Source organism: Collinsella sp. TM05-38, from assembly GCF_003466445.1.
Lineage (GTDB): Bacteria > Actinomycetota > Coriobacteriia > Coriobacteriales > Coriobacteriaceae > Collinsella.
This window is the reverse complement of sequence record NZ_QSPM01000004.1, coordinates 64,689-87,221: the sequence shown is the minus strand read 5'-3', so window position 1 is coordinate 87,221 and position 22,533 is coordinate 64,689. Positions and strand designations below refer to the sequence as shown.

The following is a 22,533-nucleotide window of genomic DNA, read 5'->3' as shown; positions in this document are numbered from 1 at the left end:
CGATGCTTGCGGAAGATAGGCTCAATACGATTGTGTCGATGGTGCAGCAGGCTGGCTCGGTAACGGTGCCCGAGCTTGCCGATGCCCTGGGCGTGACGGCCTCTACCATTCGACGCGACCTACAGACGCTCGACCGAGCGCACCGCATCGCCAAGGTGCACGGTGGCGCGACAAGTCTTGAGCGCGCGCACGTGACGCGCGACCTAACGATCAGTGAGCGCAGTGATCTCCATAACGACGACAAGGAGCGTATCTGCGCCCGCGCCGCGGCGCTCGTGGAGCCCGAGAGCTTTGTGTACATCGATTCGGGTTCGACAACGCTCAGACTCATCGAGCATCTTCCGCATCTCGAATCGGTCACCTATGTGACTGATTCCGTGCTCCATGCTCAGCATCTCGCTGTGCGCGGCATGCGCACCGTGGTGCTGGGCGGCGAGCTTAAACCCGAGACCGAGGCGCTCGTTGGCCCCGATGCTCTGGCAACCCTAGACCGCTACAACTTTAACTGCGGCTTTTGGGGTTCTAACGGCATTGCCGCCGAGCAGGGCTTTACGACGCCCGATATCGAGGAAGCGCAGGTCAAGCGTATCTCGATGCGCCATACAGCCAAACGCTTCGTAATCTCGGACGCCAGTAAGTTTGGCATGGTGGCTCCCGTAAAATTTGCGGACTTCCGTGACGCAACGGTTATCACTGCGGGCGAGGTGCCCGCCAAGTACCAGACGATGGAAAACGTCATCACGGTTTAGCAACGGGGCGAAGTAAGGCCAAAACCACCAAAAAGGTGCCTGTCCCCATTCTGGTGGTTCCGATGGCCCCGTCGGGCATGATTTCCCAGTACCCCTGTTTCCATACGACGTGATCATGCCCGCCGGGGCCATCGTATAGATATCGCTTAAAAGCGCCGTCACTTCGGTGCTATCAATCACTCAAACACAAGGTAATACGCAGGTTGTGACCCTCAGAAGGGGAGGGCTGGGCCTGCTTGTGCAAAAGGAGGAAACATGTCAGCTGCAAACGAGAAGGTGGGGGGCGGCACTTACGATGTCGTTGCCATCACGGCATGTCCAACGGGCATTGCTCACACATTTATGGCGGCCAAAGGGTTGGAAGACCAGGCAGCCAAGATGGGCGTGAGCATTAAGGTCGAGACTCAGGGTTCGGGCGGCGCTAAAAATGTACTGACCGCGGCAGACATCGCTGGTGCCAAGGGTGTCATCATTGCGGCGGATAAAAATGTCGAGCTCGATCGCTTCGATGGCAAGTCGGTTTACTCCTGTGCGGTGACGCGTGGCATTAATGACGCCGAGGAACTTATCAATATTGCGCTTGCGGGCAATGCGCCTATTCATCATGTGTCCGGCGGCGCCGCGGTACAGGCGGCTGCCGAGGGCGAATCCGAGGGTTTGGGCCGCAGGGTCTATAAGGACCTGATGAACGGCGTTTCGCACATGCTCCCCTTTGTTGTTGGCGGCGGCATCCTCATGGCGCTTTCGTTCTTGCTGGACCAGGCGGGGCTGGGCACGAGCGCATACGGCCACAGCACTCCGGTCGCGGCCTTCTTTAACCTTGCGGGCAACCAGGCGTTCAACTTTATGCTCCCCATCCTTGCGGGCTATATTGCCATGTCCATTGCTGACCGTCCGGGCTTGGCCGCGGGCTTTGTGGGTGGCTGGATTGCAAAACAGGGCTTTACGTTGGGCTATCTCACCACGGCAATGGATGCCGATGCCCAGGCTCAGCTTGTCTCTGCTGGCTTTTTGGGCGCGCTGCTGGTCGGTTTTGCCGCCGGCATTATCGTCAATGCGCTCAAGAAGGCTGCAAGCGTGCTACCCGAGTCGCTCGACGGTATCAAGCCCATGCTCATCTACCCCGTGCTGGGCATTCTCTTTACGAGTCTCTTTATGATGGCCGTTAACCCGATTATGGGCGTTATCAACACCGCCATTAGCGGCGCGCTCAACGGTCTTTCGGGCACGAGCATCGTTCTTTTGGGCATTATCTGCGCCGGCATGCAGGCGACCGACATGGGTGGTCCCATCAACAAGGCCGCATATGTCTTTGGCACCGCGGCCCTTGCCGAGCAAACGCTGCAGGGCAATATGATCATGGCTGCCGTCATGGCGGGCGGTATGGTACCGCCGCTGGTAATCGCGCTCTCCACGACGTTCTTTAAGAACCGCTGGACCGAGGCCGATCGCAAGGCAGGCCTGGTGAACTACATCATGGGTCTGTCGTTTATCACCGAGGGTGCCATTCCCTTTGCCGCGGCCGATCCGCTTCGCGTGTTGCCCGCCTGCATCCTGGGATCTGCGACCGCCGGCGGTCTGTCGATGCTCTTTGGTTGCGCGAGCCCCGCTCCGCACGGTGGCGCCTGGGTTATCGCGGTCATCACGAACCCGGTGCAGTACCTGTTGGCCCTTGCTATCGGCGCTGTGGTCGGCTGCTTGGTTCTGAGCTTCCTTAAGAAGCCTCTCGACAAGGCTACCGAGTAGCGGGAGCGGAAGGGTCTTGCCAATGGAAAGGCGGCAACGTCCACCAGGGACGTTGCCGCCTTTTGCTGTTTGGGGATTTGTCTCGATCTGTAACAGGAAGAGAGGGATATGGGTTCCAGATGTTACAAGCTAAGATATTTTTCCTGGTGGTCCCATAACGTCTCAATCTGTAACAGGAAGGCCAAAATGCGGGCTCCAGATGTTACAGATTGAGATGATTTCTCCGGTGGGATCCGAATATCTCAATCTGTAACATCTTGGGCCGATTTTGCCGAGTTATTGTTACAGATTGAGATTTTCTCTTGAGGGGGATTCGAATGTCTCAATCTGTAACGGATAGACCGGAAAACGGTTTCTAACTGTTACAGAGCGAGACGTTTTGGGACCGCGGCTGAGCCATTGCGGCAAAACCACCACAAAGGTGCCTGTCCCCATTGTGGTGGTTTAGGGCTCCCAGGGGCAGGGGGCCTCGATGTGGATGTACTCACCGGTTACGGGATGCGTGAAGGACACGCTGTGGGCGTGGAGCATCAGGCCGCAGGGACGCGGCGTTCCGTACAGGTCGTCGCCAACCAGGGGATGACGCTCGCTGGCCAGATGCACGCGGATTTGGTGCTTGCGTCCGGTGAGCAACTCAACATCGATATACGAGCGCGTGGGCAGGCCACGGCGGCTCTTAAGGCGCTTGAGCACCTTCACGCGCGTCTGTGATGGCTTGCCGCTGGCGCCGACGCGCATCTTTCGGCTGTCGTGGCGGTCGCGGGCGATTGGCTTGTCGATGAGCTTTTCGTTCCAGTCGATTTTGCCCTCGGCGAGTGCCAGATAGTGCTTTTCGAACGCGTGGTCGATCACCATTTGGTCAAAGACGGGCTGCGTCTGCTTGTCGAGCGAGAACAGCACCACGCCGGTGGTGTTACGGTCCAGGCGGTTGAGCGGCTGCATGTCGGTCGCGGCAAAACCGTCGCCCATCGCCAGCAAAAGGTCGCTGGCGTAGTCGGTAAGTGTGCGCTCGCCGGTGCCATCGCCGTGGACGATCATGCCGGTGGGTTTGTCGATAGCCATGAGCCAGGCGTCGCAGTAGAGGACTTGAGGTTCTTCGTTCACGTGTAAGCCTTTCGGTTAGCTAATTCCCACAAACATACAGCCCGAGGTGGCACCGCGCAGGCGGGCGGCGGGCTTGCGGCCGGCTTTCGCGGCCTCGACGGCGCGGCGGGTTCGAGCGACGGCACGGCCAATCTCATCGGCCTCGAGCAGTGTGCCGTCCACCATGAGACGACGGACGCCGGCATCGAGCAGCTGCGGAACCTGCGGCGTGAGGTCGATGGGGTAGGCGTCGTACAGGCGCGAGCGGCCATGGATATCGGTGCGCACCGGCATGACCTTGCCATCGATATTCTTGAGCGAGAGCTTGCGGGCACGCAGGCGGCAGTTGGCACAATCGTGGATGCAGCCGTTGGCAACCTGCAGAATGCAATGCTCGCTTGTCATGACGCGCGGGCGGCCAAAGACGGTGATGCCCAGAGCCGCGGGCGCGGCGGCGCCGAGCGAGACAATCTCGTCGAGCGTGATCTCGGGCGAGAGCCAAAACGCATCGGCTCCGCGCTCGGCAAGCGCCTCCATGCAGGGCGTGTTGTGTACCGGCAGGCAAGAGCGGACCTCCGCCGTGGCGCCGGCCTGCGCGGCTACGGCGAGCTCGGAGATATTGCCGACGGCGACGGTGGCTCCGGCATTGATCCAGGGATCGACGCGCTCGTGGTCGATGGCGCGACAGACCTCGTCGAGTATGGGCACGATGCCCTGCTCAAATGCGCCGGCGGGGGAGAGCCCGGCGGCCTCGAGCGCATCGGTGGTCATGTAGATGCGCGTTGCACCCTCCGCGCGCGCTGCCTCGGCTGCTTCGAGCGAGGTGACGGCGGTGCAGATCTGCGGCTCATCGCGGTAATGCTCGGGCGCGGGGCGCGTGCATTTGTCGAGCACCGGCAACTCGAGCGTTCTCGCGCGCTCTTCGTACGGCGCCAGAATGGCCTCTTCCAGTGCCTTGCAGGCGGCGGCGCGCACCTTGTGCACGGCGGAGAAGCCCATGCCGCAACCGGCGTCGAGTGCCACATCAAAGCTCGCAGCCTCAAAGGGCGAGGACCCCATGCGCCCGACGTGCTCAACCAGATCGGATGCCTCGACGGCGCGGGTCTTGGCAGCCTCGACGGTAAAGCCCGTGGCCGTTGCCGTAAGCGAAGGGTCGTCGCAGCAGGTGAGCGTAACGGTAAACGGATCGCCCAGACGCGCCGCAACGGACACGTCTACGGCGCGGCGGCGCAGCACGTCGCGCTTGAGCGCAGCACCGGCGGCGTCGATAGCGCGCTGGCTGCGAATCACGCGGGCGCGGCAGCCTTCGGGCATGCTGCGGGGCACGCGGCACTCGATGATGTCGCCGGCAGCGGCATCATCGGCGGCGATGGTGGTCAGGAACTGGTCAAACTCGTTATCGTGGCGAAGCTCCAGCAGGTCGCCCTTGCCCACGGGTTCAAACAGCTCAATGCGGGCGATGGCGGCGCGGCGACGGCGGTCGTCGGGCTTGAGGCCGCGCACATCGCGGTTGGCTGGGCGGCTGCCCAGCACCGTGCCCACGATCTGGCCGCGGTTGTTGGAACGCTCATAGCTCATCATCTCGTCGCCCGAGGTACCGTCCTGATAGGCGTGCGTAAAGTCGCGGTTGAAGCAGCGCTTGAGCTGGCGCTGACGGGCGGCTTCCTTATCCTCGGCAACGGTGGCTCCGGATAGCATGTCGTCAATTTCGTGACGATACACATCAACGATGGAGTACACGTAATCGGGCGCCTTCATGCGGCCCTCGAGCTTGAGCGACGCGGCGCCGGCGTCATACAGACGGCGAACAAGCTGTGAGGTGTTGGTGTCACGCGGGCATAGCGCACGCTCGCGGCCGGCGGGGGAGAGCGTGCGACCGTTCTCGTCGATCAGCTCGTAGGGCAGGCGGCAGGGCTGGGCGCACATGCCACGGTTGGCCGATCGTCCCGCCATGGCAAAGCTTGAAAGCAGGCACAGGCCCGAGTAGCAAAAGCAGATGGCGCCATGGCTAAAGACCTCAAGGTCCACATCGGGCGCGGCATCGTGGATGGCGGCGATCTCGTCAATGGAGAGCTCGCGCGAGAGGGTTACGCGGTCGGCGCCCTGCTCGCGGCACCAAAGGGTTCCGCGGTCGTCGTGGATGTTCGCCTGGGTCGAGATATGCGTCTCGATGCCGGGCATCGTGCGCTTGACCTCAAAGAACAGGCCCCAGTCCTGGATGATGAAGGCGTCGGCGCCCAGCGTGGAGCAGCGATGGATGAGCTGCAGCGCATCGCTCATCTCGGACTGCTTGATGACGATGTTGACCGTGACGTAGACGCGCGAGCCGGCCAGGTGCGCGGCGCGGCAGGCCTGCTCAAATGCCTCATCGGTAAAGTTCGTTGCCTTGCGGCGGGCGTTGAAGCTGCCCATGCCGCAGTAGATGGCGTCTGCCCCGGCGGCGAGCGCGGCGGCAAAGGGCTCGGGCCCTCCGGCGGGGGCCAAAAGCTCGGGCCTGCGGTTGGTGGTTCGACTGGCGGTTGCGGTCATATCCTGCCTTTCAAAATGCTCAGATACTCAAAAGTATAGTGGCGACGTCGCGATGGACGATACCCGTGCTCCAAGCGGGATAAAGTCTTCAGCAGCTTGGGCTGGCTGACCCCGTGGAGAGCCGTTCGGCGGTCCGGGGAAACCGTTGGGCAATAAAATATTCTTGCAACTTAATAATAATCTTGCATCGCGCGGAAACCTTGAGTACTATCCCAATCAAGCGCGGCATTCAGACCGAACTGTGCCTCCCGGTATGAATGCCGCGCTCCCGTTCCCTTTTACTTGTAAGGAGAAAAACATGAGCAAGACCGTCGTGTCTTCCGATAACGCACCGGCCGCCATCGGCCCGTATTCCCCCGGTATCCAGACCGGCAACATGGTGTTCCTGTCCGGCCAGTTGGGCATCGATCCCGCAACCGGCAAGATGCCTGAGGGCGTCGAGGCCCAGGCTAAGCAGTCCCTTGCTAACGTCGAGGCCCTGCTGACCGCTGCCGGCGCCACGTTTGCCGATGTTGTCAAGACTACGGTCTACCTGGCCGACATCGCCGACTTTGCCGCCGTGAACGAGATTTACGCCTCCAAGTTCGAGGCCCCGTTCCCAGCGCGCAGCGCCTTCCAGGTTGCCGCCCTTCCGGCCGGCGGTCTGGTCGAGATCGAGGTCGTCGCCGCTCTCTAAGGCGTAGGCGAAAACAAGACATGACATGCAAAAGAACCCTGCAACGCGTGTGAAGCTGCAGGGTTCTTTGTGTCAGGGGTAGTCTTTTTGGGACGGGGCTATTTTAGCTACCCCTACATGCAAGATTGATTTTACTTGCGGCTCATCGAGATCATGGGCAGAGGGAGGGTAGCTAAAATAGCCCCGTCCCAAAAAGACTACCCGCGCTCCATTCTGCTCGTTAGCCCTCCTTGCGGACCTTTTGCAGGTAGCGGTATACGCTGGGCTCAGAGATGCCCAGCGCGGAGGCGGCGCAGGCCACGGCGCCCTTGAGCATAAACACGCCGTTGCCGTTGAGATGGCGGATAACATCGACGCGGTCGGCTTGGCCGAGCGAAGAAACTTCCATTCCGCGGCTTTCGAGCAACTCGGAAATACTGCGGTCGATGAGCTCCTGTGTGGACTCCGAAAGGCTTTCGACCTCGATAGGGGCGGGCTCCGTGCGCGTCGGCGCCGCGTCGAAGCACGCCACGAGCTGCTGCACCATGGCGTTGATGGAGTGCACGGTCGAGAGGTCGGTGTTGACGCAGAGCATACCGACGATCTCGTCATTCTCGCGGATAAAGTACGTCGCTGACTCCAACGTCTTGCCGCCGGCACCGCGTCCCTCGTAGCCCGTAATAAACGGCAGGTCGCGATACTTGGCGTCGTGCATGATCTTGAGTGCCAGATCGGTGGCGGGACCGCCGACCTTGCGGCCGCTCACGATGCCGTTGCGGATATCGACGATGGCGTGGTCGGGATCCGAGAAATCGTGCAGCACGATTTCGCTGTTCTTACCGAGTACCTGCTCCAAGAAATCGACCATCGGCAAAAAGCGACGTACGGTCTCGTTCACGGGCAACTCCTTTGGGTTCTATCGAAGTGTTCATAACAGTTTTTCTCATGGTAACACGCTGCCCATCATCTCGCATATCCGCAGGTACATTGCGTAATACAGACGAACGGTAGGATTTTGGCGGTAAGCAGTCGACCAAAAGAAAAGTTAGATGTTATTTTGACCAGACACTTTTCTGACCTGCGGAAATGCGTTTTCTCAGCTGAAGAATGGTCTGATAACAAAAAATTATTATTGAGAATGAGAATCATCTTTAATGCGATATGCAACGAAGGCACAACCTCAACCCCGCACTGCGTCACAATAAAGCGTTAGATGCGAAAACAACTACTTCGAGGATTGGTGGTCAAATGACCCAGGAGACGGTTACGAACGGCACTGAAGCCCTGTTCACTCGCGAAGGCATGCCTCCCGTTAAGGCTTTAGCTTTGGTGCGCTGCTGGGCGGCGAGATCGTCGGCGGCGCCGTTGTGGTCCTCTTTGGTCTGGCCTACAGCAAGATCAAGTAGCTGTTCCCGCCCGTCGTGACCGGTACGGTCATCTTCTCCATTGGCGTCTCTCTATCCCACGGCCGTCAAGTATATGGCCGGCGGTATGGGTACGCCGTTGTGGGGTACCCCGCAGGCCTGGTACGTCGCTCTTATTACCTTTGTCGTGGTCTTTGCGCTCGCCAACTTTGGCAAGGGCACGCTCAAGTTGGGCTCCGTGTTCTTTGGCATGATCGTTGGCATGATCGTCTCCATCCCCTTTGGCATGATCGACTTCTCCAGCGTCGCCACCGCTCAGGTCTTCGCCCTTCCCAAGCTCATGCCCTATGCGCTCGAGTTTGATCCCGAGGTCTGCATCACCCTCGCCGCCGTGTTCCCCATGGTTGCCATCCAGGTTATCGGTGACGTCTCCGCCGCCTGCCTGGGCTCCATCGACCGTATGCCCACCGAGCGCGAACTCTCCGGCGCTATCGTGTCCCAGGGCCTCACTTCTATGGTCGGCGGTCTGCTGGGCGGTCTTCCCACCAGCGCCCTTGGCCAGAACGTGGGCATCATCTGCTCCAACAAGGTCGTCAACAAGTGGGTCTTTGTGATCATCGCAGCCGTCTTTGCCATCGCCGGCCTGTTCCCGCAGCTCTCTGCCGTCCTTTCCGCTATCCCGCAGCCCGTCATCGGCGGCGCGACCGTCGGCGTCTTTGGCACCATCACCATGAACGGCGTGCGCATGTTCACCCGCGAGGGCCTCACGCAGCGCACCACCATCGTCGGCACCTCCGTTGTCTTTGGCCTGGGTATCTGGATGACCAGCGGTTGCCTTGCCGGCGAGGGCATGCCTACCTTGGTGTCCACCGTCATCGGCTCCAACGCCGTGACCCCCACCGCCATCATGGCCATCGTGCTCAATCTGATCCTTCCGCAGACGCCGGTCGTGGCTCAGCATATCGATGCCGCCAAGGACGCTGCCGTGGACCTGGTCCTACCCGAGAGCAAGAAGTAACCAATTCGGTGCTATTCGTTGGCGGACGTATCGCCTCGTCCGCCGACGCCATGCGGCGATAGGCCGCACTTCAATGGGTTTGTCCCTTTGGTGAAGCGTTGACGGGAGAGGGCCCGTTTCCGGTGTAGGCCGGCACTTCGCACTCCGCCATGTCAGAGGTGTCAAATCCCGCCCCTGATGCTGAAGGGAGCATCCATGCTTCTGGTCGCTAACGGTTCCGTTTTTACCCGCAACGCTCAGACCCCGTTCATTCCAAACGGTGCGGTCGCCATTGACGGAGATACGATCGTCGAAGTGGGCCCCGAGTGCGAGCTCAAGGCCAAGTACCCGGATGCTGAGTACGTCGACGCCCAGGGCAACCTCATCATGCCCGGACTCATCAACTGCCACACCCACATCTACTCGGGTCTGGCCCGCGATTGCCATCAAGGGCTGCAACCCCACCAACTTCCTGGAGAATCTTGAGCAGCAGTGGTGGAAGATCGACGACAACCTGACCCTCGCCGGCACCAAGGCCAGCGCCTATGCCACGATCTTGGATTCCATCCGCGATGGCGTCACCACGATCTTCGATCATCATGCGAGCTTCTGCGAGATCCCGGGAAGCCTCTTTACCATTAAGGATGCAGCTCAGGAGCTGGGCATGCGTTCGTGCCTGTGCTACGAGGTCTCCGATCGCCGCGGCCAGGAAAAATGCGACCAGGCCATTGCCGAAAACGCCGAATTTGCCCAGTGGGCCGCCAAGGAGTGTCGCGATAACGACAACCACATGATCGCCGCCATGCCCAACGTGGGCTGGTGCGAGGCTATGACCATGCTGTTCGAGAACAACGTCAAGATGGCCAGCAAGTACTTCGATCGTAAGCTCGATGTGCTTGAGCCCGGCGCTGCCGCCGACGTCATCGTCATGGACTACAAGCCCTTTACGCCGCTGAGCGAGGAGAACATCGACGGCCACATGCTCTTTGGCATGATGGGCAAAAACTGCCGCACCACCATCATCAACGGCCGCATCCTGTACAAGGATCGCGAGTTCGTTGGCATTGATGAGGACAAGATCAGCGCGTGGGCCATGGCCGAGTCCAAGAAGCTCTGGAGCACGCTCAACGATCGCGCCTACTAATTAACAAGTAGATTCACGCGCGTCGGATGTTTCGCCGCATCCGACGCGCGTATAGGCGACCTCTGCGGGGTCGCCGGCGCTTGTGCTAGCGCTACACCGTATTTGCGCCCGCCGCGCGGTCTCGCCGGGCGCTACAGAGAGGAGCTCACTATGAGCGACATCATGAGGCCGATCCCGTTTTCGCAGCTGATGAACTGGGTCATCGAGGAGCACAAGACCCAGGACGCCATCTTTGGCGTGCGCAAGATGGTCACGACCAACCAGGAGGGCGCGCTTCCCATTTTGACGAGCGCATCGAGACCCCGTTTGGCCCGGCTGCCGGTCCCAATACGCAGCTGGCCCAGAACATCGTGGCATCCTACGTGGCCGGTTCTCGTTTCTTTGAGCTCAAGACCGTTCAGGTGATGGATGGCGAGGAGCTCTCCAAGTGTGTGAACAAACCCTGCATTGTGGCGCAGGACGAGTGCTACAACTGCGAGTGGTCGACCGAGCTCGAGGTTCCGCAGGCCTTTGCCGAGTACGTGAAGGCATGGTTTGCCTGCCACCTGATCGCTCGCGAGTACGGCCTGGGAAGCCCGGACGGCTTTGTCTTCAACATGTCCGTGGGTTATGACCTCGAGGGTATTAAGAGCCCCAAGGTCGACGCCTACATCGAGGGCATGAAGGACGCCAGCGGCTCTGACGTCTGGAACGAGTGCCGCACATGGGCGCTCGCCAACCTGGACAAATTTGAGCATGTCGATGCCGCGTTTGTCGAGTCCATCCCGGCGCGTGTCTCCAACTCCATTACCGAGTCCACGCTGCATGGTTGCCCGCCGGCGGAGATCGAGCGCATCGCGACCTACCTGATCACCGAGAAGGGCCTCAACTCCTACATCAAGTGCAACCCCACGCTGCTGGGCTATGAGTTTGCACGTCAGCGCCTCAACGAGCTGGGCTTTGACTATATCGTCTTCGATGACACGCACTTCCGCGAGGACCTGCAGTGGGCCGATGCCGTGCCTATGTTCGAGCGCCTGATTGCCCTGTGCGCCGAGCGCGGCCTGGAGTTTGGCGTCAAGCTGACCAACACGTTCCCCGTCGATGTGACGAGGAACGAGCTGCCCTCCACCGAGATGTACATGTCGGGCCGTTCGCTGTTCTCGCTGACCATCGAGGCCGTCCGCCGCATTACCGAGCAGTTCGATGGCAAGCTGCGCATCAGCTACTCCGGCGGTGCCACGGTCTACAACATCCGTGCCCTGTATGACGCCGGCATTTGGCCCGTCACCCTGGCGACTGACGTGCTCAAGCCCGGTGGCTACGAGCGCTTTAGCCAGATGGCCGGCGAGTTTACCGATCTGGACGGCAAGCCGTTCGCGGGCGTCTCTCTCGACGTCGTGACCGCGATTCAGACCGATTCGCTCACCAACCCGCTCTACAAGAAGCCGCTGCGCCCGCTGCCCGACCGCGAGGTCGCCGGCAAGAGCCCGCTTTCCGACTGCTTTACCACGCCGTGCCGCACGAGCTGCCCCATCCAGCAGGATATTCCCGCCTACCTGGCGGCTGTTGACGAGGGCCGCTACGAGGACGCGCTTAACATCATCATCGAGCGCAACGCCCTGCCGTTCATTACCGGTACCATCTGCCCGCATCCCTGCGGCCGTTCCTGCGAGCGTGCGTTCTACGAGCCCGAGGGCGCCCAGATCCGCGCCAGCAAGCTCAAGGCCGCCCGCGAGGCCATGACCGCCGTGCTGCCCAAGCAGCGCGCCCAGGCCATCGCCAACGACGGCGAGCGCAACGTTGCCGTTATCGGCGGCGGCCCTGCCGGTCTGGCGACGGCGTTCTTCCTGACGCGTGCCGGCGTGCCCGTCACCATCTTTGAGGCCCGCGACTCGCTCGGCGGCGTGGTCCGTCACGTGATCCCCGAGTTCCGTATCGCCAGCGACGATATCTACCACGACGCCGAGCTCTGCCTGGCCTTTGGCGCCAAGGTGCAGCTCAACGCTCGCGTGGATTCCATCGACGGGCTCAAGGCCCGGGGCTTCACCGACGTGGTCGTGGCCACCGGCGCCTGGATGCCCGGCTCTGCGGGCTTGGGCGAGGGCGCCGAACTCGACGTGCTGGAGTTCCTCGAGGCCGCCAAGAAGGGCGAGAAGCTCGAGCTGGGCGAGGACGTCGTGGTCATTGGCGCCGGCAACACCGCGATGGATGCTGCCCGCGTGGCCAAGCGCCTGGCAGGCGTGAAGAACGTGCGCCTGGTGTATCGCCACACCAAGAAGCAGATGCCCGCCGACGAGGAAGAGCTCGATCTTGCTCTTGCCGACGGCGTTGAGTTCTGCGAGTTGCTGGCGCCCAAGGCGCTCAACGGCGCCGTGCTGACCTGCGATGTTATGGAGCTTGGCGAGCCGGATGCAAGCGGCCGTCGCAGCCCCGTCGCCACGGGCGAAACTGTTGAGCTTCCCGCCACCACGGTGATCTGCGCCGTGGGCGAGGGCATCGATGCCAGCCTGTACGATGCCGCGGGCGTCGAGCACGACCGTCGCGGCCGCCTTGCCGCCACCTCCACCGGCGTCGAGGGCGTCTGGGCTGCCGGCGACTGCCGCCGCGGTCCGGCAACCGTGGTCGAGGCTATCGCCGATGCCGCCGAGGTTGCCCGTGCCATCGTCGGTGTGGACTTTAACAGGTACGCCGACTGCAACGAGCAGGCCGGTCGCGAGGATACCTGCTACGAGCGCAAGGGGTCGCTGTGCCGCGACAAGCGCAACTGCACCAAGACTCGCTGCCTGGGCTGCGGTTCGGTGTGTGAGGTCTGCTGCGACGTGTGCCCCAACCGCGCCAACGTTGCCATTAAGGTGCCGGGCCTGGCCAAGCATCAGGTCGTCCATGTCGACGGCATGTGCAACGAGTGCGGCAACTGCGCCGTGTTCTGCCCCTACCAGGAGGGTCGTCCCTACAAGGACAAGCTCACCCTGTTCTGGAGCGAGCAGGACATGGAGAACTCCGAGAACGAGGGCTTCCTGGCAGTGGACGAGGACCACTTTAAGGTCCGCGTCGCCGGTACGGTCCGCACCGTCTCGGTCGATGCCGTCAACACCGGTCTGCCCGAGGCCGTCCGCCTGACCATCAAGGCCGTGCGCGACAGCTATCCGTACCTCCTTAAGAAATAAGCGAGTCTCTTATGGCCAAATCCATTCAACATAACGTGGCCTACGTTGCCTGCGGAAGCGGTTGCGCCTCCGCAGGCGGCGACGCCCGCTGCGTGGGCGATGCCATTGTGTTGGTGGTCGCCGAGGACGAAGCGACGCTCGAGAAGGCCAAGAAGCTCGTAAAGATCGATTACGAGCCGTTGGAGCCCGTGCGCAACATTGTCGAGGCCAGGGCTGCCGACGCCCCGCGCCTGCACGACAGCTTCTTTGCCTTTGGCAACACGGTGGAACTCAAGGACAACGTGTGCCAGAGCCGTCACGTGACGCGCGGCGACGCCGCCAAGGCGCTAGCGGAGAGCGCGTTCACCGTGACGCGGCGCTTTACCACGCCCTTTACCGAGCATGCCTTCTTGGAGCCCGAGTGCGCCGTTGCCTTCCCGTACAAGAACGGCGTCAAGGTGCAGTCGACCGACCAGGGCGCCTACGACACGCGCAAAGAGTGCGCCCACATGTTTGGCTGGGATAGCGAACCCGAGCGCGTGGTTGTAGAGACCATGCTCGTGGGCGGCGGCTTTGGCGGCAAGGAGGACGTGTCCATCCAGCACCTGGCCGCGCTTGCTGCCTATAAGCTCCAGCGTCCTGTGAAGTGCAAGCTCACGCGTGCCGAGTCGCTCGCTTTTCATCCCAAGCGTCACGCCATGGACGGCACCTTTACACTGGGCTGCGACGCCGAGGGCAACTTTACCGGCCTGGACTGCGAGATCAACTTTGACACCGGCGCCTACGCGTCGCTGTGCGGCCCGGTGCTCGAGCGCGCCTGCACGCATGCCGTCGGCCCCTACAAGTACCAGAACACCGACATTCGCGGCTTTGGCTACTACACCAACAACCCGCCCGCCGGCGCGTACCGCGGCTTTGTTTTTGCAGGACGTTGCCGAGGCATGTGGCCTGCCGCTTCACTGCATTGCCAACGGCGAGTGCTCCACCGAGAACGCTCCCGACTCCGGCACCACGTCTGGCTCGCGACAGACGGTCGTGACTGGCGAGGTCGTGCGCGGTGCCGCCTTCCTGCTGCGCGATGCCATGCTTGACATCGAGGCCGGCAAGTCTGCGCCCGCCGCTCCCGTGAATGCGCATGGCGACGGCGTCAAGATCGAGTACGACGACGGTCGCGCCTATCAGCTGCACACGCAGGAGCTCGTCGCCGGCCAGGGTATGCATCCTCAGGATCCCGCGGCCGCCATCAAGGCGCTCGAGGGATGTGAGTTTGGCTACGTGTACCTGGAGCCGACCGACAAGCTGGGTGCGGATGTTCCCAACCCCAAGAGCCACATCTGCTACGGCTTTGCCACACATGTGGTCATTCTGGATGATGACGGCCGCGTGAGCGAGGTCTATGCCGCGCACGATTCCGGCAAGGTGGTCAACCCCATCTCCATCCAGGGTCAGATCGAAGGTGGCGTGCTCATGGGTATGGGCTATGCGCTTACCGAGGACTGGCCGCTCAAGGACTGCGTACCCCAGGCAAGGTACGGTACGCTTGGGCTGTTCCGTGCGCCCGAGATTCCGGATATCCACGCCATCTACGTTGAGAAGGACGAGCTGCTGCCCGTGGCATACGGCGGCAAGGGCATCGGCGAGATCGCAACGATCCCCACGGCGCCCGCCGTGCAGAACGCCTATCGCGCGTTTGATGGCAAGCTGCGTCCGGATCTGCCCATGGTGGATACGCCCTACAGCCGCGTCCGTCACCGCGGCTAGGGTAGAGCGCGGACGGCCATTGCTGACAGATCGTCCGCGCTCAACATCAACTGTATATGCCGTGCCTTCCATCGCCCCTCGGTCACAACAAAAGCCCGACCCCTCTTTCGAAGGGCCGGGCAGGAGGCATTGGATTATATGAGGCAGAACCAAAAAACCGCCGCATCGCTCAATCGCCCAAGCGCCGCGGTGTGTGCGGCAACCATGTCTAGGCGGTCATGCCACCGTCGACGATGAGCTGCGTTCCCGTTACGTAGCTGGAATCATCGCTCGCAAAGAACACGGCGACCGTGCCAATCTCACGCGGCTCTCCGCCGCGACCCATGGGAATCTTTGCCAGCGTGTATTGGGTGAATTCGCCGTCGCGCGGCATCATCTCGGAGAAGATCGTTCCGGGACAGATGGCGTTGACGCGAATGCCCTTGGGAGCGAGCTCCGCGCCCATCGAGCGAGTGAACGAGAGCGTGGCAGCCTTGCTGGCGCCGTAGCTGCTCATACCGGGGCAACCGCCAAGGCCGCCGATGCTTGCGACGTTGACGATTGCGCCGCCGTCCGTCATGGCTTTGACGGCAAGCTGCGTGGCATAGACGTAGCTGTGAAGGTTGAGGGCCATCACGCGGTCGAAATCGTTGGCGATGTCCATGGTCTCGACCTGGAAGTTAGTCATCATGCCGGCGTTGTTGACCAAGATATCGAGTTTGCCATACGCCTCGATGGTCGCGGAAAAGAGCATATCGACATCCTGCTCGTTTGTCATATCCGCCTGCACAAAGGTCGCGTCATGCCCAGCATCGCGGAGCTCCTTTTCGAATGCCTCGCCCTTTTCGCGGCGTCGACCGCAGAAAACGACCTTGGCACCTTCCTCGCAATAGCACCAGACGACACCCTGGCCAATGCCCGACGTCGCGCCCGTGACGATTGCGACCTTTCCATCAAGTTTGCCCATCTGTTCCCTCCGTTATGTTGCGAATTACGGTATCAAAACCGCTGATAAACTAAGTTTGGTCTATTTCATTCGGCATTACTAGGGGATAAAATATCCAAAAGTGTTCATAAGAGAACACATAATTAACCATCATTCATTTTGCGAAGTCGGTAATCCATGAATCGCTCGAGGAAAGCATACTTAGAGGCGCTTGTCGAGTTACTGCGAACAAAGTCGTATTCCAAGATAACGGCGAGTGACATCATCGGTCGTAGCGGCTACGGACGCACGGGTTTCTACCGTCAGTTCTCGGACAAAAATGCGCTCGCCGCCGCGCTCGTCAAAGAGCATACCGCGATGTATGCTCGAATCCTCGCGAACGATCTGCGTGATTCGCAGTGCAACATGGAGGACATGGTGCGGCATATCCTCGAACACGTAATGCAGCATCGAGCGGAGTACCATGCCATTCTGTCGTCGCAGATTCCTGGGCACGGCTTCGATGAGTTCTGTGCGTGCGCGCTCGTCGATTTTCGCATTATGGCGAACGCTCGCCCCAACTGCTCCGATGCCGAGCTCGACTATGACCTGTTCTACTATGCGACCACGCGCCAGTTCGCGGATTATCTGCGCTACTGGGATGCTCACGGATATGAGCCAGCTGCACCACAAATGGCCAAGCGCATCGCAGGGGTGATTGACCACTTGTCGCCGGGGGACGCCTTGCGTTTTGACAATTCGGATGGCGCGGAAAGTAGGGGAGACGTTGGGCTGATCTCGTTTGCCGAGCTGTCCTAAATTAGTGCCGCGGGTAAAATAAGGTCGACGGCAGCCCAAGTGGTGGAAAGCTGGGCGACGCCGTTACTTAGATCAAGGGGTCAATGCCTTAACGGCGTCGACCCCTCTTCTTTTTCTTCGAACGCTGCTTGAGTGCCTTGGAAAGTCCGACAAGCGCTCGTAGGGCGGATTTGCCTCGGTGCTTCCGGGACATTCCACGTGTGGCGGGGCGCCGCCTCTTTCGCATGCGTGCCGATTGCCATATTACGTTATAGCTAGCTATATTATAGGAAGGTATAATATAGCTAGCTATAACGTAAAGGAAGGGAGGCCCTATGTTTATCGGAAGAACAGCGGAAATGTCCGAGCTCAATCGACTGTATGACGCGGGTTCATTTGAGATGCCTGTGATTTACGGCCGTCGTCGTGTGGGTAAAACGCGTCTTATCACAGAGTTCATCCAAGGCAAGAAGGCTATTTACTTTCAAGCTCGTCGTACTAACGCAGAGGCAAACCTGCACGGCTTTAGCCAGGCGATACTTGCGGGCTCGGTTGGTGCTGCAGGTGTGTCGTTTCGTAGTTTTGACGAGGCATTCGATGCGTTAGCCACCATGGCCCGCGCGGAACGTTTGATTGTCGTGATTGACGAGTATCCCTATCTCGCTCAATCAAATCCCGAGATTAGCTCGTTGCTGCAAGACAAGATCGATCACTTGTACAAAGAGACCAAGCTCATGCTGATTCTATGCGGCTCGTCTCTTTCGTTTATGGAGGAACAGGTGTTGGGCTACGAGAGCCCACTATACGGTAGGCGTACGGCCCGGTTTAAGATCATACCGCTCGATTTTACGACGACCCTCGGCATGTGGCACGACATGGATCGCGAAGACGCTGCGGTTTGCTATGGCATGACGGGCGGCATTCCCGCGTATATCGAGAAAGTCGATTCCGCCGCATCGCTCAAGGACAACATCAGACGTCTATTCCTTACCCCTACGGGCTATCTCTTTGAGGAGCCGAGCAACTTGCTTTTGCAAGAGTGCCGTAATCCCGAGCAGTATGATGCGATCGTGCAAGCAATTGCTCAGGGGCGCTCGAGAATCTCGGAGGTTGCGAGCTCTACGGGAATTCCTGCAAGCAATGTAAAGAGCTATGTGGATAAGCTGGCGTCGCTTGGAATTGTCGAGCGCGAGCTGCCCCTAAACGAGACGAGCAATAAGCGAGCCGTGTATCTGCTGAGCGACCAGATGTTTAGGTTCTGGTACAAGTTTGTGCCGCAGAACATCGGGCTGATTCAAAACGATATGACCGAGATGGCGTACAAGCGCATTGAGCCGTACTTATCGGATTACATGGGCACGGTCTTTGAGCTTATATGCAGGCAGTGCGTGTACGAACTTGCGCGGGCGGGCCAGCTCGACGTGGTCCCTGCGACCGTTGGACGCTGGTGGGGGACGGATAATCGCACGCATACGCAGGAAGAAATCGACTTGATTGTTGACGATGGCGAGGGCACTGCACTGTTTGCGGAGTGCAAATGGCGCAATGAACCGACGGGTGAAGACGTGCTGCAAAAGCTCGTGCATCGAAGCGAGCTCTTTAGACGGCAGCATAAAAGCTACGTGATCTTCTCGAAGCGTGGCTTTACGCAAGGATGTCAGGAAGCTGCGAAGAGCAGGGGAGATACCAAGCTGATTTCGTTTGCCGAGATGTGCGAGCGGAGATAACTAAGCGCGCTCTGATGTGATGCTCGGAATGGGTCGCGCTAAGGATGCCGAGCGTAAAACCTTCAATGAATATGGCGTAAAAACTACATTGAAAGTAGCGTAAAAATAGCATTGAGAATGGCGTAATTTCGCATATCGCATGATCGCCCGAGCTTGCACACGGCCTTTTGCGAGCTCTTGCCATGAACGAGAGCCAAGCTGTTACGTACAAGACGCTCATAAAGGACGCCTCGTACGGTGAGGCGGGCCCCGACGAGAGGATCATCGCTGCGTACTTGGACCTCTTCAACAGGCTCAAGCTGACCGAGGACCTGTGCGAATGGGAGCCATCGAGGTCAAGCTGAGTGATGCGAAAGCAGACGATGGAGCGAGAAATCTCAAGGCGCTGGAGAGGAAAGTGCTCTCCAATCCTGCCGCCCAGAATGCCGCGCCGGCGTTTTTGGCGGTCGTGGTTGGAAAGGGGAGCATTGCCTACACACGCGACGACGGCGTGGCGGTGATCCCCATGGCGGCACTTGGGGCGTAGTGGTTTTGCGGGCGTGCCGTGCTTCCTTTACCGAAAATCCATTTGTTTATTCTGCCGTCAATGGGTATACTTCGAATCGATGGCCCCGGGAATGACCTCTGATTCAAGTCACCGGGGCTCAATTTGTGTTTATAGGAGCTTTCTTGTCTGACGAGCGCAACAACTACCAGACGATGAAGTGCGCGGCTCAAGGGCGCCGTGATGCGACAATGCGCCTATGGGCCGAGAAATGGCTTTCGGCTGAACGGCTTTTCCCGTATCTCGAAGAATGCAATGGAGACATCGACAAGGCTCTAGAGCTCTACGAGTGGAACGCCTCTCTAGGCCAGTTCCTTATGCGCGACATATCTCATTTTGAAGTGGCGCTGCGCAACGCCTACAACGACATTATGGAGTCCCGCTGGGATGGCGAGGAACATTGGCTTCTCGACGATGCTTCTCCCGCGCGTAGACCCGTGCCGAGGAAGTCTGCCAGCGGAATGCTCGACTCGAATCGCATTAATCGAAAGACTATCGATGCTGCTGCGAGTAGCTTGCCGAGTGGCTTTACGACCGGAAGCCTGGTTGCCGGCCTCACGCTCGGCTTTTGGGTGCACTTGGCAGACCGCAGTCGTGAAGCGGTGATTTGGAGATCAGGCCTCTATCTTGCGTGGCCAAAGGGAACAAAGCGAGCCGAACTTCAGGAAAAGCTCTACGGGATACTGCGCGTGCGAAATCGCGTAGCCCATAACGAGCGGCTCTTCGACCCTAAGCGTGATGAACTTTCGCCTAGGAAGGTAGATGCTGATGCCGTGAGCCTGTTCGGGCAGCTTTGTCCTGAGGCGGCGGACTTTCTGTATGGTGATCATGACCTGCCTTTGGACGCGTTTCTTGCGGATTATCCCGCGCCTGTGAAGGTTGAGTTGTAGCGGCTGCTGGGTTTTTGGCTGCGGATCAGAGGCAGCTTTCGCCTTAGGACGCCTGCGTCTATTTGCGTGCCGTTTTCATAAGCCGTATTACCGTGAGACTAAATTGCCAAAGATGCCGCTAGTGGGTTTGTGGGGCCAACTATTTTATTTATCCTCAAGTTTCATATGGACATATAGGGAGCCATCCTCGCGTGAATTTAACACATCGAGTGTGTGGGTATGAATGGGCTGGTTTTCTTGTTCTACTGTTTCGCTTGGTGTCCTTTGGGCCTGCGCCGATGCGTCTGCGGCTCCAATGCTGCGAGCTGTCTAATTTGGAACTTGTGAGTTCCGAATTAGACAGCTACTGATGCAGCTTGAGCTTGGAATGGGCGTTGAATAATTCTTAGAGAAATGCTTCGAGTTGGTGAAAGTGGAGTTGTAGCAGGCTTCCGCGCCCTGGGGGATGGGCGAGCGAGTCCAGACGCACCTTTCCAGCAAGTACCCCGAGCTGGGAGACCTGCTGCTGAAGCTGAAGGCGGTGGGGAGGTAGGCGGCACCCTCCGCCCATGCTGGTGCTGCGCCTTACTGCCTGGCAGTTCCTGACGTCGGCAAATGACTTCCGCAGTGGCCTATCACGATTAGCTTGGCTTCGTCGTCAAAACAAAAGTGCAGACGGAATGGGTCGCGGCGGTTGCGACCGTTGCCCTTAATGTGCGGCAAGATACAAACCTGCTTACCGTTGTAAGTGCGTTGGCGGAGCCGCATGAGCTCGGTGTCGTTTTTAGTCAGCTTGGTCTCGGTTGGGGCGGCGTCAAACGAGGTCTGATTTCTAAACTCGCTATAGAGGTCTCCGGCCGTCGGGCGCTCCCCAAACTTGAGCTGCCACATGACGGTCGCTACGGATTTAAGGATCTGCCATTCCTCGTCAAGATCGGCAAAATCATATCGGCGTGCCGAGTCGTATGCCTCGGGCAAAACGAAAATGCGCGAGGGCCAGAGGTTCGCAGCAAACTTAAGCTCGTCCTCAAGAGTGCGCGGAAATGCCTCGAGCCCCTCGACAAAGCATGCTTCCGCCCTGAGTGCGGCTACCTGCTTTTCCGAGCGGTCGGCTCGCTCCAGCGCCTCTTGGAGTCGATACTTTAAGTTGGCAATCGTGTTCTCGGATTCATCCAGCTCGAGCAGGCTGTTTTCCAGTTGCTCAATACGCTGCTCATACGCGGCGTTGCTGTCGGCGTAATCGTTGGCCAACCCCTCCCAGAGCTGCCTGTCGGCAGTCTCTTTTGACAACAACTCTTTAAGGTTGTCCATGGCCTCTTGGCTGTACGAAGCCGCAAGCGCTTCGGTGCGTTTTGCCTCGGCTACGGTTTCATTCTCTGCGTGGCGTTTCATCTCTGCCATGCGGCTGCGTAGCGCCCCGATTGATTGGCGCGATTTGTACCAGGCAATATCGCTCGTGTCTACAATATCGCCCTTGCCGCGCAAGAACGAGCGCCCTAGGCTCCGGTTAAGTATCGTGGATGTTTTGTTGCCGTACTCGGTCAGCCTATCGCGCCTTATGCAGAGGTGCCGACGGGCGTCTCCTTCGTCAGACAGATTGATGTTCGGTTGGTAAATACGAAGTGACGACCTGGGGCAGTTGTATCGATAGGCGGGCGTATCGTAGAGAAAAAGATTGAACAGCTTTGATTTGAGCCGGCCATCAGATTCGTCGGCGGCAAACACGTTGGCTAGGCCCATAAGGTTATTGGCGAGCTTGCCGGGATCTTTGACGGGATATCGACCGGTATCATCGCTGGTTATTAGAATCAGGGGGAGCTCGCGCTGGCTGCTCAGAAGGTTGTCGGAGAACTCGACGTCAAAGTTCTCAAACGTCAGGCGCGTGCACGATGTGTTGACGACTGTTTCTCCAACGCATGCCTGATGATTGGGAAGCGAAAACAGAACCTTTGCGATGCGGGGAATATTGAGGTCCGGTTCTGGCAGTGGCCAGCCCACATAATCGGGCAGGGTCGCATAGGTGACCTTGATATTGACCAGACATGAGTCGTCCTCGGCGGTCTCGAGACCAATACAGGTGTGCCAGTGACGAAACGGATAGCGACTGTCGGGCTCGTCATATTCAAAGGCCCAAGCGACGGGAATCTTGCCTCGCTTGTCATCAAAGGCTGCGCGAGTGCAAATGCTCACGCGGCTGCCCGTGGTCATGCCTCCAGAATAGCCAACGGGATAGCTGAGGTTTCCAAATACGAAGTCGGAGGCAACGTTTTTATTGCTTGATAAAAACTCAAAGGCGCTCTGCTCATGGCGTTTGCGCTTCTCTTTGTCGCGCACCCAGGTGTAGATTTGACGATACGCATCGACGATTGAGGGCGTGGTGGTCGAATAGGGCGAAAGCCTGAACTTTGCTCGGTAATGAATCTGTTCGTTTTCGGACCGCATGTTAGCCTCGCTTGCCTGGTGGCGTAATTGATCTGTAATGCTCAAGTGTAGGCGTTTGAGTAAAGGGTGTGCATCGAACAACGGGCGTTAGGT

17 protein-coding genes and 1 pseudogene are annotated in these 22,533 nt (G+C 59.4%); 13 read left to right on the top strand and 5 right to left on the bottom strand.

The features are described from left to right. Positions 1 to 2 precede the first annotated feature (2 nt). Complete coding sequence (locus tag DXD49_RS03100; protein WP_117743067.1) at positions 3 to 749, top strand: DeoR/GlpR family DNA-binding transcription regulator; 747 nt, start codon at positions 3 to 5, stop codon at positions 747 to 749. Positions 750 to 1,004: 255 nt separating this feature from the next. Further along, positions 1,005 to 2,495 carry a PTS fructose transporter subunit IIC gene (locus tag DXD49_RS03095; protein ID WP_117743066.1) on the top strand — a complete coding sequence of 497 codons (1,491 nt, stop codon included), beginning with the start codon at positions 1,005 to 1,007 and terminating at the stop codon, positions 2,493 to 2,495. A gap of 444 nt (positions 2,496 to 2,939) precedes the next feature. Here the strand turns inward: DXD49_RS03095 and DXD49_RS03090 are convergent, their stop codons facing one another. Beyond that, positions 2,940 to 3,599: an RluA family pseudouridine synthase gene (locus DXD49_RS03090; RefSeq protein ID WP_233540091.1), complete on the bottom strand. Its 660-nt coding sequence runs from the start codon at positions 3,597 to 3,599 to the stop codon at positions 2,940 to 2,942. Between the two features lie 15 nt (positions 3,600 to 3,614). Next, entirely contained in the window at positions 3,615 to 6,107 is a 2,493-nt protein-coding gene (locus DXD49_RS03085) for a U32 family peptidase (RefSeq protein WP_117794177.1), read from the bottom strand. Positions 6,108 to 6,405: 298 nt separating this feature from the next. Here DXD49_RS03085 and DXD49_RS03080 point away from each other — a divergent pair, with 298 nt between their 5' ends. Beyond that, positions 6,406 to 6,783 carry a RidA family protein gene (locus DXD49_RS03080; RefSeq protein ID WP_035137477.1) on the top strand — a complete coding sequence of 126 codons (378 nt, stop codon included), beginning with the start codon at positions 6,406 to 6,408 and terminating at the stop codon, positions 6,781 to 6,783. 220 nt (positions 6,784 to 7,003) lie between these two features. Here the strand turns inward: DXD49_RS03080 and DXD49_RS03075 are convergent, their stop codons facing one another. Next, positions 7,004 to 7,660, bottom strand: coding sequence for a transcriptional regulator (locus DXD49_RS03075; protein ID WP_233541734.1), 657 nt, complete (start codon positions 7,658 to 7,660; stop codon positions 7,004 to 7,006). 593 nt (positions 7,661 to 8,253) lie between these two features. Here DXD49_RS03075 and DXD49_RS03070 point away from each other — a divergent pair. The 5 genes and pseudogenes from DXD49_RS03070 to DXD49_RS09870 all read left to right on the top strand — a co-directional run bounded on the left by DXD49_RS03070 (position 8,254) and on the right by DXD49_RS09870 (position 15,156). Continuing rightward, positions 8,254 to 9,144 (top strand): uracil-xanthine permease family protein, encoded by an 891-nt coding sequence (locus tag DXD49_RS03070; RefSeq protein ID WP_233541733.1) that lies wholly within the window; start codon positions 8,254 to 8,256, stop codon positions 9,142 to 9,144. A gap of 331 nt (positions 9,145 to 9,475) precedes the next feature. Then, positions 9,476 to 10,267, top strand: coding sequence for a hypothetical protein (locus DXD49_RS03065; protein ID WP_233541732.1), 792 nt, complete (start codon positions 9,476 to 9,478; stop codon positions 10,265 to 10,267). Between the two features lie 194 nt (positions 10,268 to 10,461). Beyond that, positions 10,462 to 13,416: a putative selenate reductase subunit YgfK gene (gene ygfK, locus DXD49_RS03060; protein ID WP_369831599.1), complete on the top strand. Its 2,955-nt coding sequence runs from the start codon at positions 10,462 to 10,464 to the stop codon at positions 13,414 to 13,416. An 11-nt stretch (positions 13,417 to 13,427) separates the two neighbouring features. Then, a pseudogene (locus DXD49_RS09875) lies at positions 13,428 to 14,255 on the top strand (molybdopterin cofactor-binding domain-containing protein); the annotation flags it as partial. Continuing rightward, positions 14,221 to 15,156 (top strand): molybdopterin cofactor-binding domain-containing protein, encoded by a 936-nt coding sequence (locus DXD49_RS09870; RefSeq protein ID WP_233541731.1) that lies wholly within the window; start codon positions 14,221 to 14,223, stop codon positions 15,154 to 15,156. The pseudogene DXD49_RS09875 and the gene DXD49_RS09870, both read left to right, overlap by 35 nt. A 208-nt stretch (positions 15,157 to 15,364) precedes the next feature. On the opposite strand, the gene DXD49_RS03045 is transcribed toward DXD49_RS09870, so the two are convergent. Beyond that, a complete protein-coding gene (locus DXD49_RS03045) occupies positions 15,365 to 16,102 on the bottom strand; it encodes an SDR family NAD(P)-dependent oxidoreductase (RefSeq protein ID WP_117734339.1) in 738 nt (245 codons plus the stop codon). Between the two features lie 156 nt (positions 16,103 to 16,258). Between DXD49_RS03045 and DXD49_RS03040 the strand changes: the two genes are divergently transcribed. The 5 genes from DXD49_RS03040 (at position 16,259) to DXD49_RS03025 (ending at position 20,019) form a co-directional block, all read left to right on the top strand. Beyond that, the gene (locus tag DXD49_RS03040; RefSeq protein ID WP_117794176.1) at positions 16,259 to 16,879 is read left to right on the top strand and encodes a TetR/AcrR family transcriptional regulator; all 621 of its coding nucleotides are present in this window, start codon (positions 16,259 to 16,261) and stop codon (positions 16,877 to 16,879) included. A gap of 314 nt (positions 16,880 to 17,193) precedes the next feature. After that, the gene (locus DXD49_RS03035) at positions 17,194 to 18,585 is read left to right on the top strand and encodes an ATP-binding protein (protein WP_117794175.1); all 1,392 of its coding nucleotides are present in this window, start codon (positions 17,194 to 17,196) and stop codon (positions 18,583 to 18,585) included. A gap of 182 nt (positions 18,586 to 18,767) precedes the next feature. Then, the gene (locus tag DXD49_RS09630; protein ID WP_158564850.1) at positions 18,768 to 18,929 is read left to right on the top strand and encodes a hypothetical protein; all 162 of its coding nucleotides are present in this window, start codon (positions 18,768 to 18,770) and stop codon (positions 18,927 to 18,929) included. Continuing rightward, positions 18,905 to 19,111: a hypothetical protein gene (locus DXD49_RS03030; protein ID WP_117734342.1), complete on the top strand. Its 207-nt coding sequence runs from the start codon at positions 18,905 to 18,907 to the stop codon at positions 19,109 to 19,111. The genes DXD49_RS09630 and DXD49_RS03030 overlap by 25 nt, the downstream gene beginning before the upstream one ends. A 143-nt stretch (positions 19,112 to 19,254) precedes the next feature. Beyond that, on the top strand, positions 19,255 to 20,019 hold the full coding sequence (locus tag DXD49_RS03025; protein WP_117794174.1) for an Abi family protein: 765 nt from the start codon (positions 19,255 to 19,257) through the stop codon (positions 20,017 to 20,019). Between the two features lie 564 nt (positions 20,020 to 20,583). Here the strand turns inward: DXD49_RS03025 and DXD49_RS03020 are convergent. Further along, positions 20,584 to 22,521, bottom strand: a complete 1,938-nt coding sequence (locus tag DXD49_RS03020; RefSeq protein ID WP_147347826.1) for a hypothetical protein — start codon at positions 22,519 to 22,521, stop codon at positions 20,584 to 20,586. Positions 22,522 to 22,533: the final 12 nt, after the last annotated feature.

Excerpts from the sequence above, each read along its gene's own strand:
- DXD49_RS03030 (WP_117734342.1), top strand. The coding sequence starts at position 18,905 with ATGGGAGCCATCGAGGTCAAGCTGAGTGATGCGAAAGCAGACGATGGA.
- DXD49_RS09630 (WP_158564850.1), top strand. The coding sequence starts at position 18,768 with ATGAACGAGAGCCAAGCTGTTACGTACAAGACGCTCATAAAGGACGCC.
- DXD49_RS03100 (WP_117743067.1), top strand. The coding sequence starts at position 3 with ATGCTTGCGGAAGATAGGCTCAATACGATTGTGTCGATGGTGCAGCAG.
- DXD49_RS03045 (WP_117734339.1), bottom strand. The coding sequence starts at position 16,102 with ATGGGCAAACTTGATGGAAAGGTCGCAATCGTCACGGGCGCGACGTCG.
- DXD49_RS03080 (WP_035137477.1), top strand. The coding sequence starts at position 6,406 with ATGAGCAAGACCGTCGTGTCTTCCGATAACGCACCGGCCGCCATCGGC.
- DXD49_RS03085 (WP_117794177.1), bottom strand. The coding sequence starts at position 6,107 with ATGACCGCAACCGCCAGTCGAACCACCAACCGCAGGCCCGAGCTTTTG.
- DXD49_RS03070 (WP_233541733.1), top strand. The coding sequence starts at position 8,254 with ATGGGTACGCCGTTGTGGGGTACCCCGCAGGCCTGGTACGTCGCTCTT.
- DXD49_RS03065 (WP_233541732.1), top strand. The coding sequence starts at position 9,476 with ATGCTGAGTACGTCGACGCCCAGGGCAACCTCATCATGCCCGGACTCA.
- DXD49_RS03035 (WP_117794175.1), top strand. The coding sequence starts at position 17,194 with ATGTTTATCGGAAGAACAGCGGAAATGTCCGAGCTCAATCGACTGTAT.
- DXD49_RS09870 (WP_233541731.1), top strand. The coding sequence starts at position 14,221 with ATGCCGTCGGCCCCTACAAGTACCAGAACACCGACATTCGCGGCTTTG.
- DXD49_RS03040 (WP_117794176.1), top strand. The coding sequence starts at position 16,259 with ATGAATCGCTCGAGGAAAGCATACTTAGAGGCGCTTGTCGAGTTACTG.
- DXD49_RS03095 (WP_117743066.1), top strand. The coding sequence starts at position 1,005 with ATGTCAGCTGCAAACGAGAAGGTGGGGGGCGGCACTTACGATGTCGTT.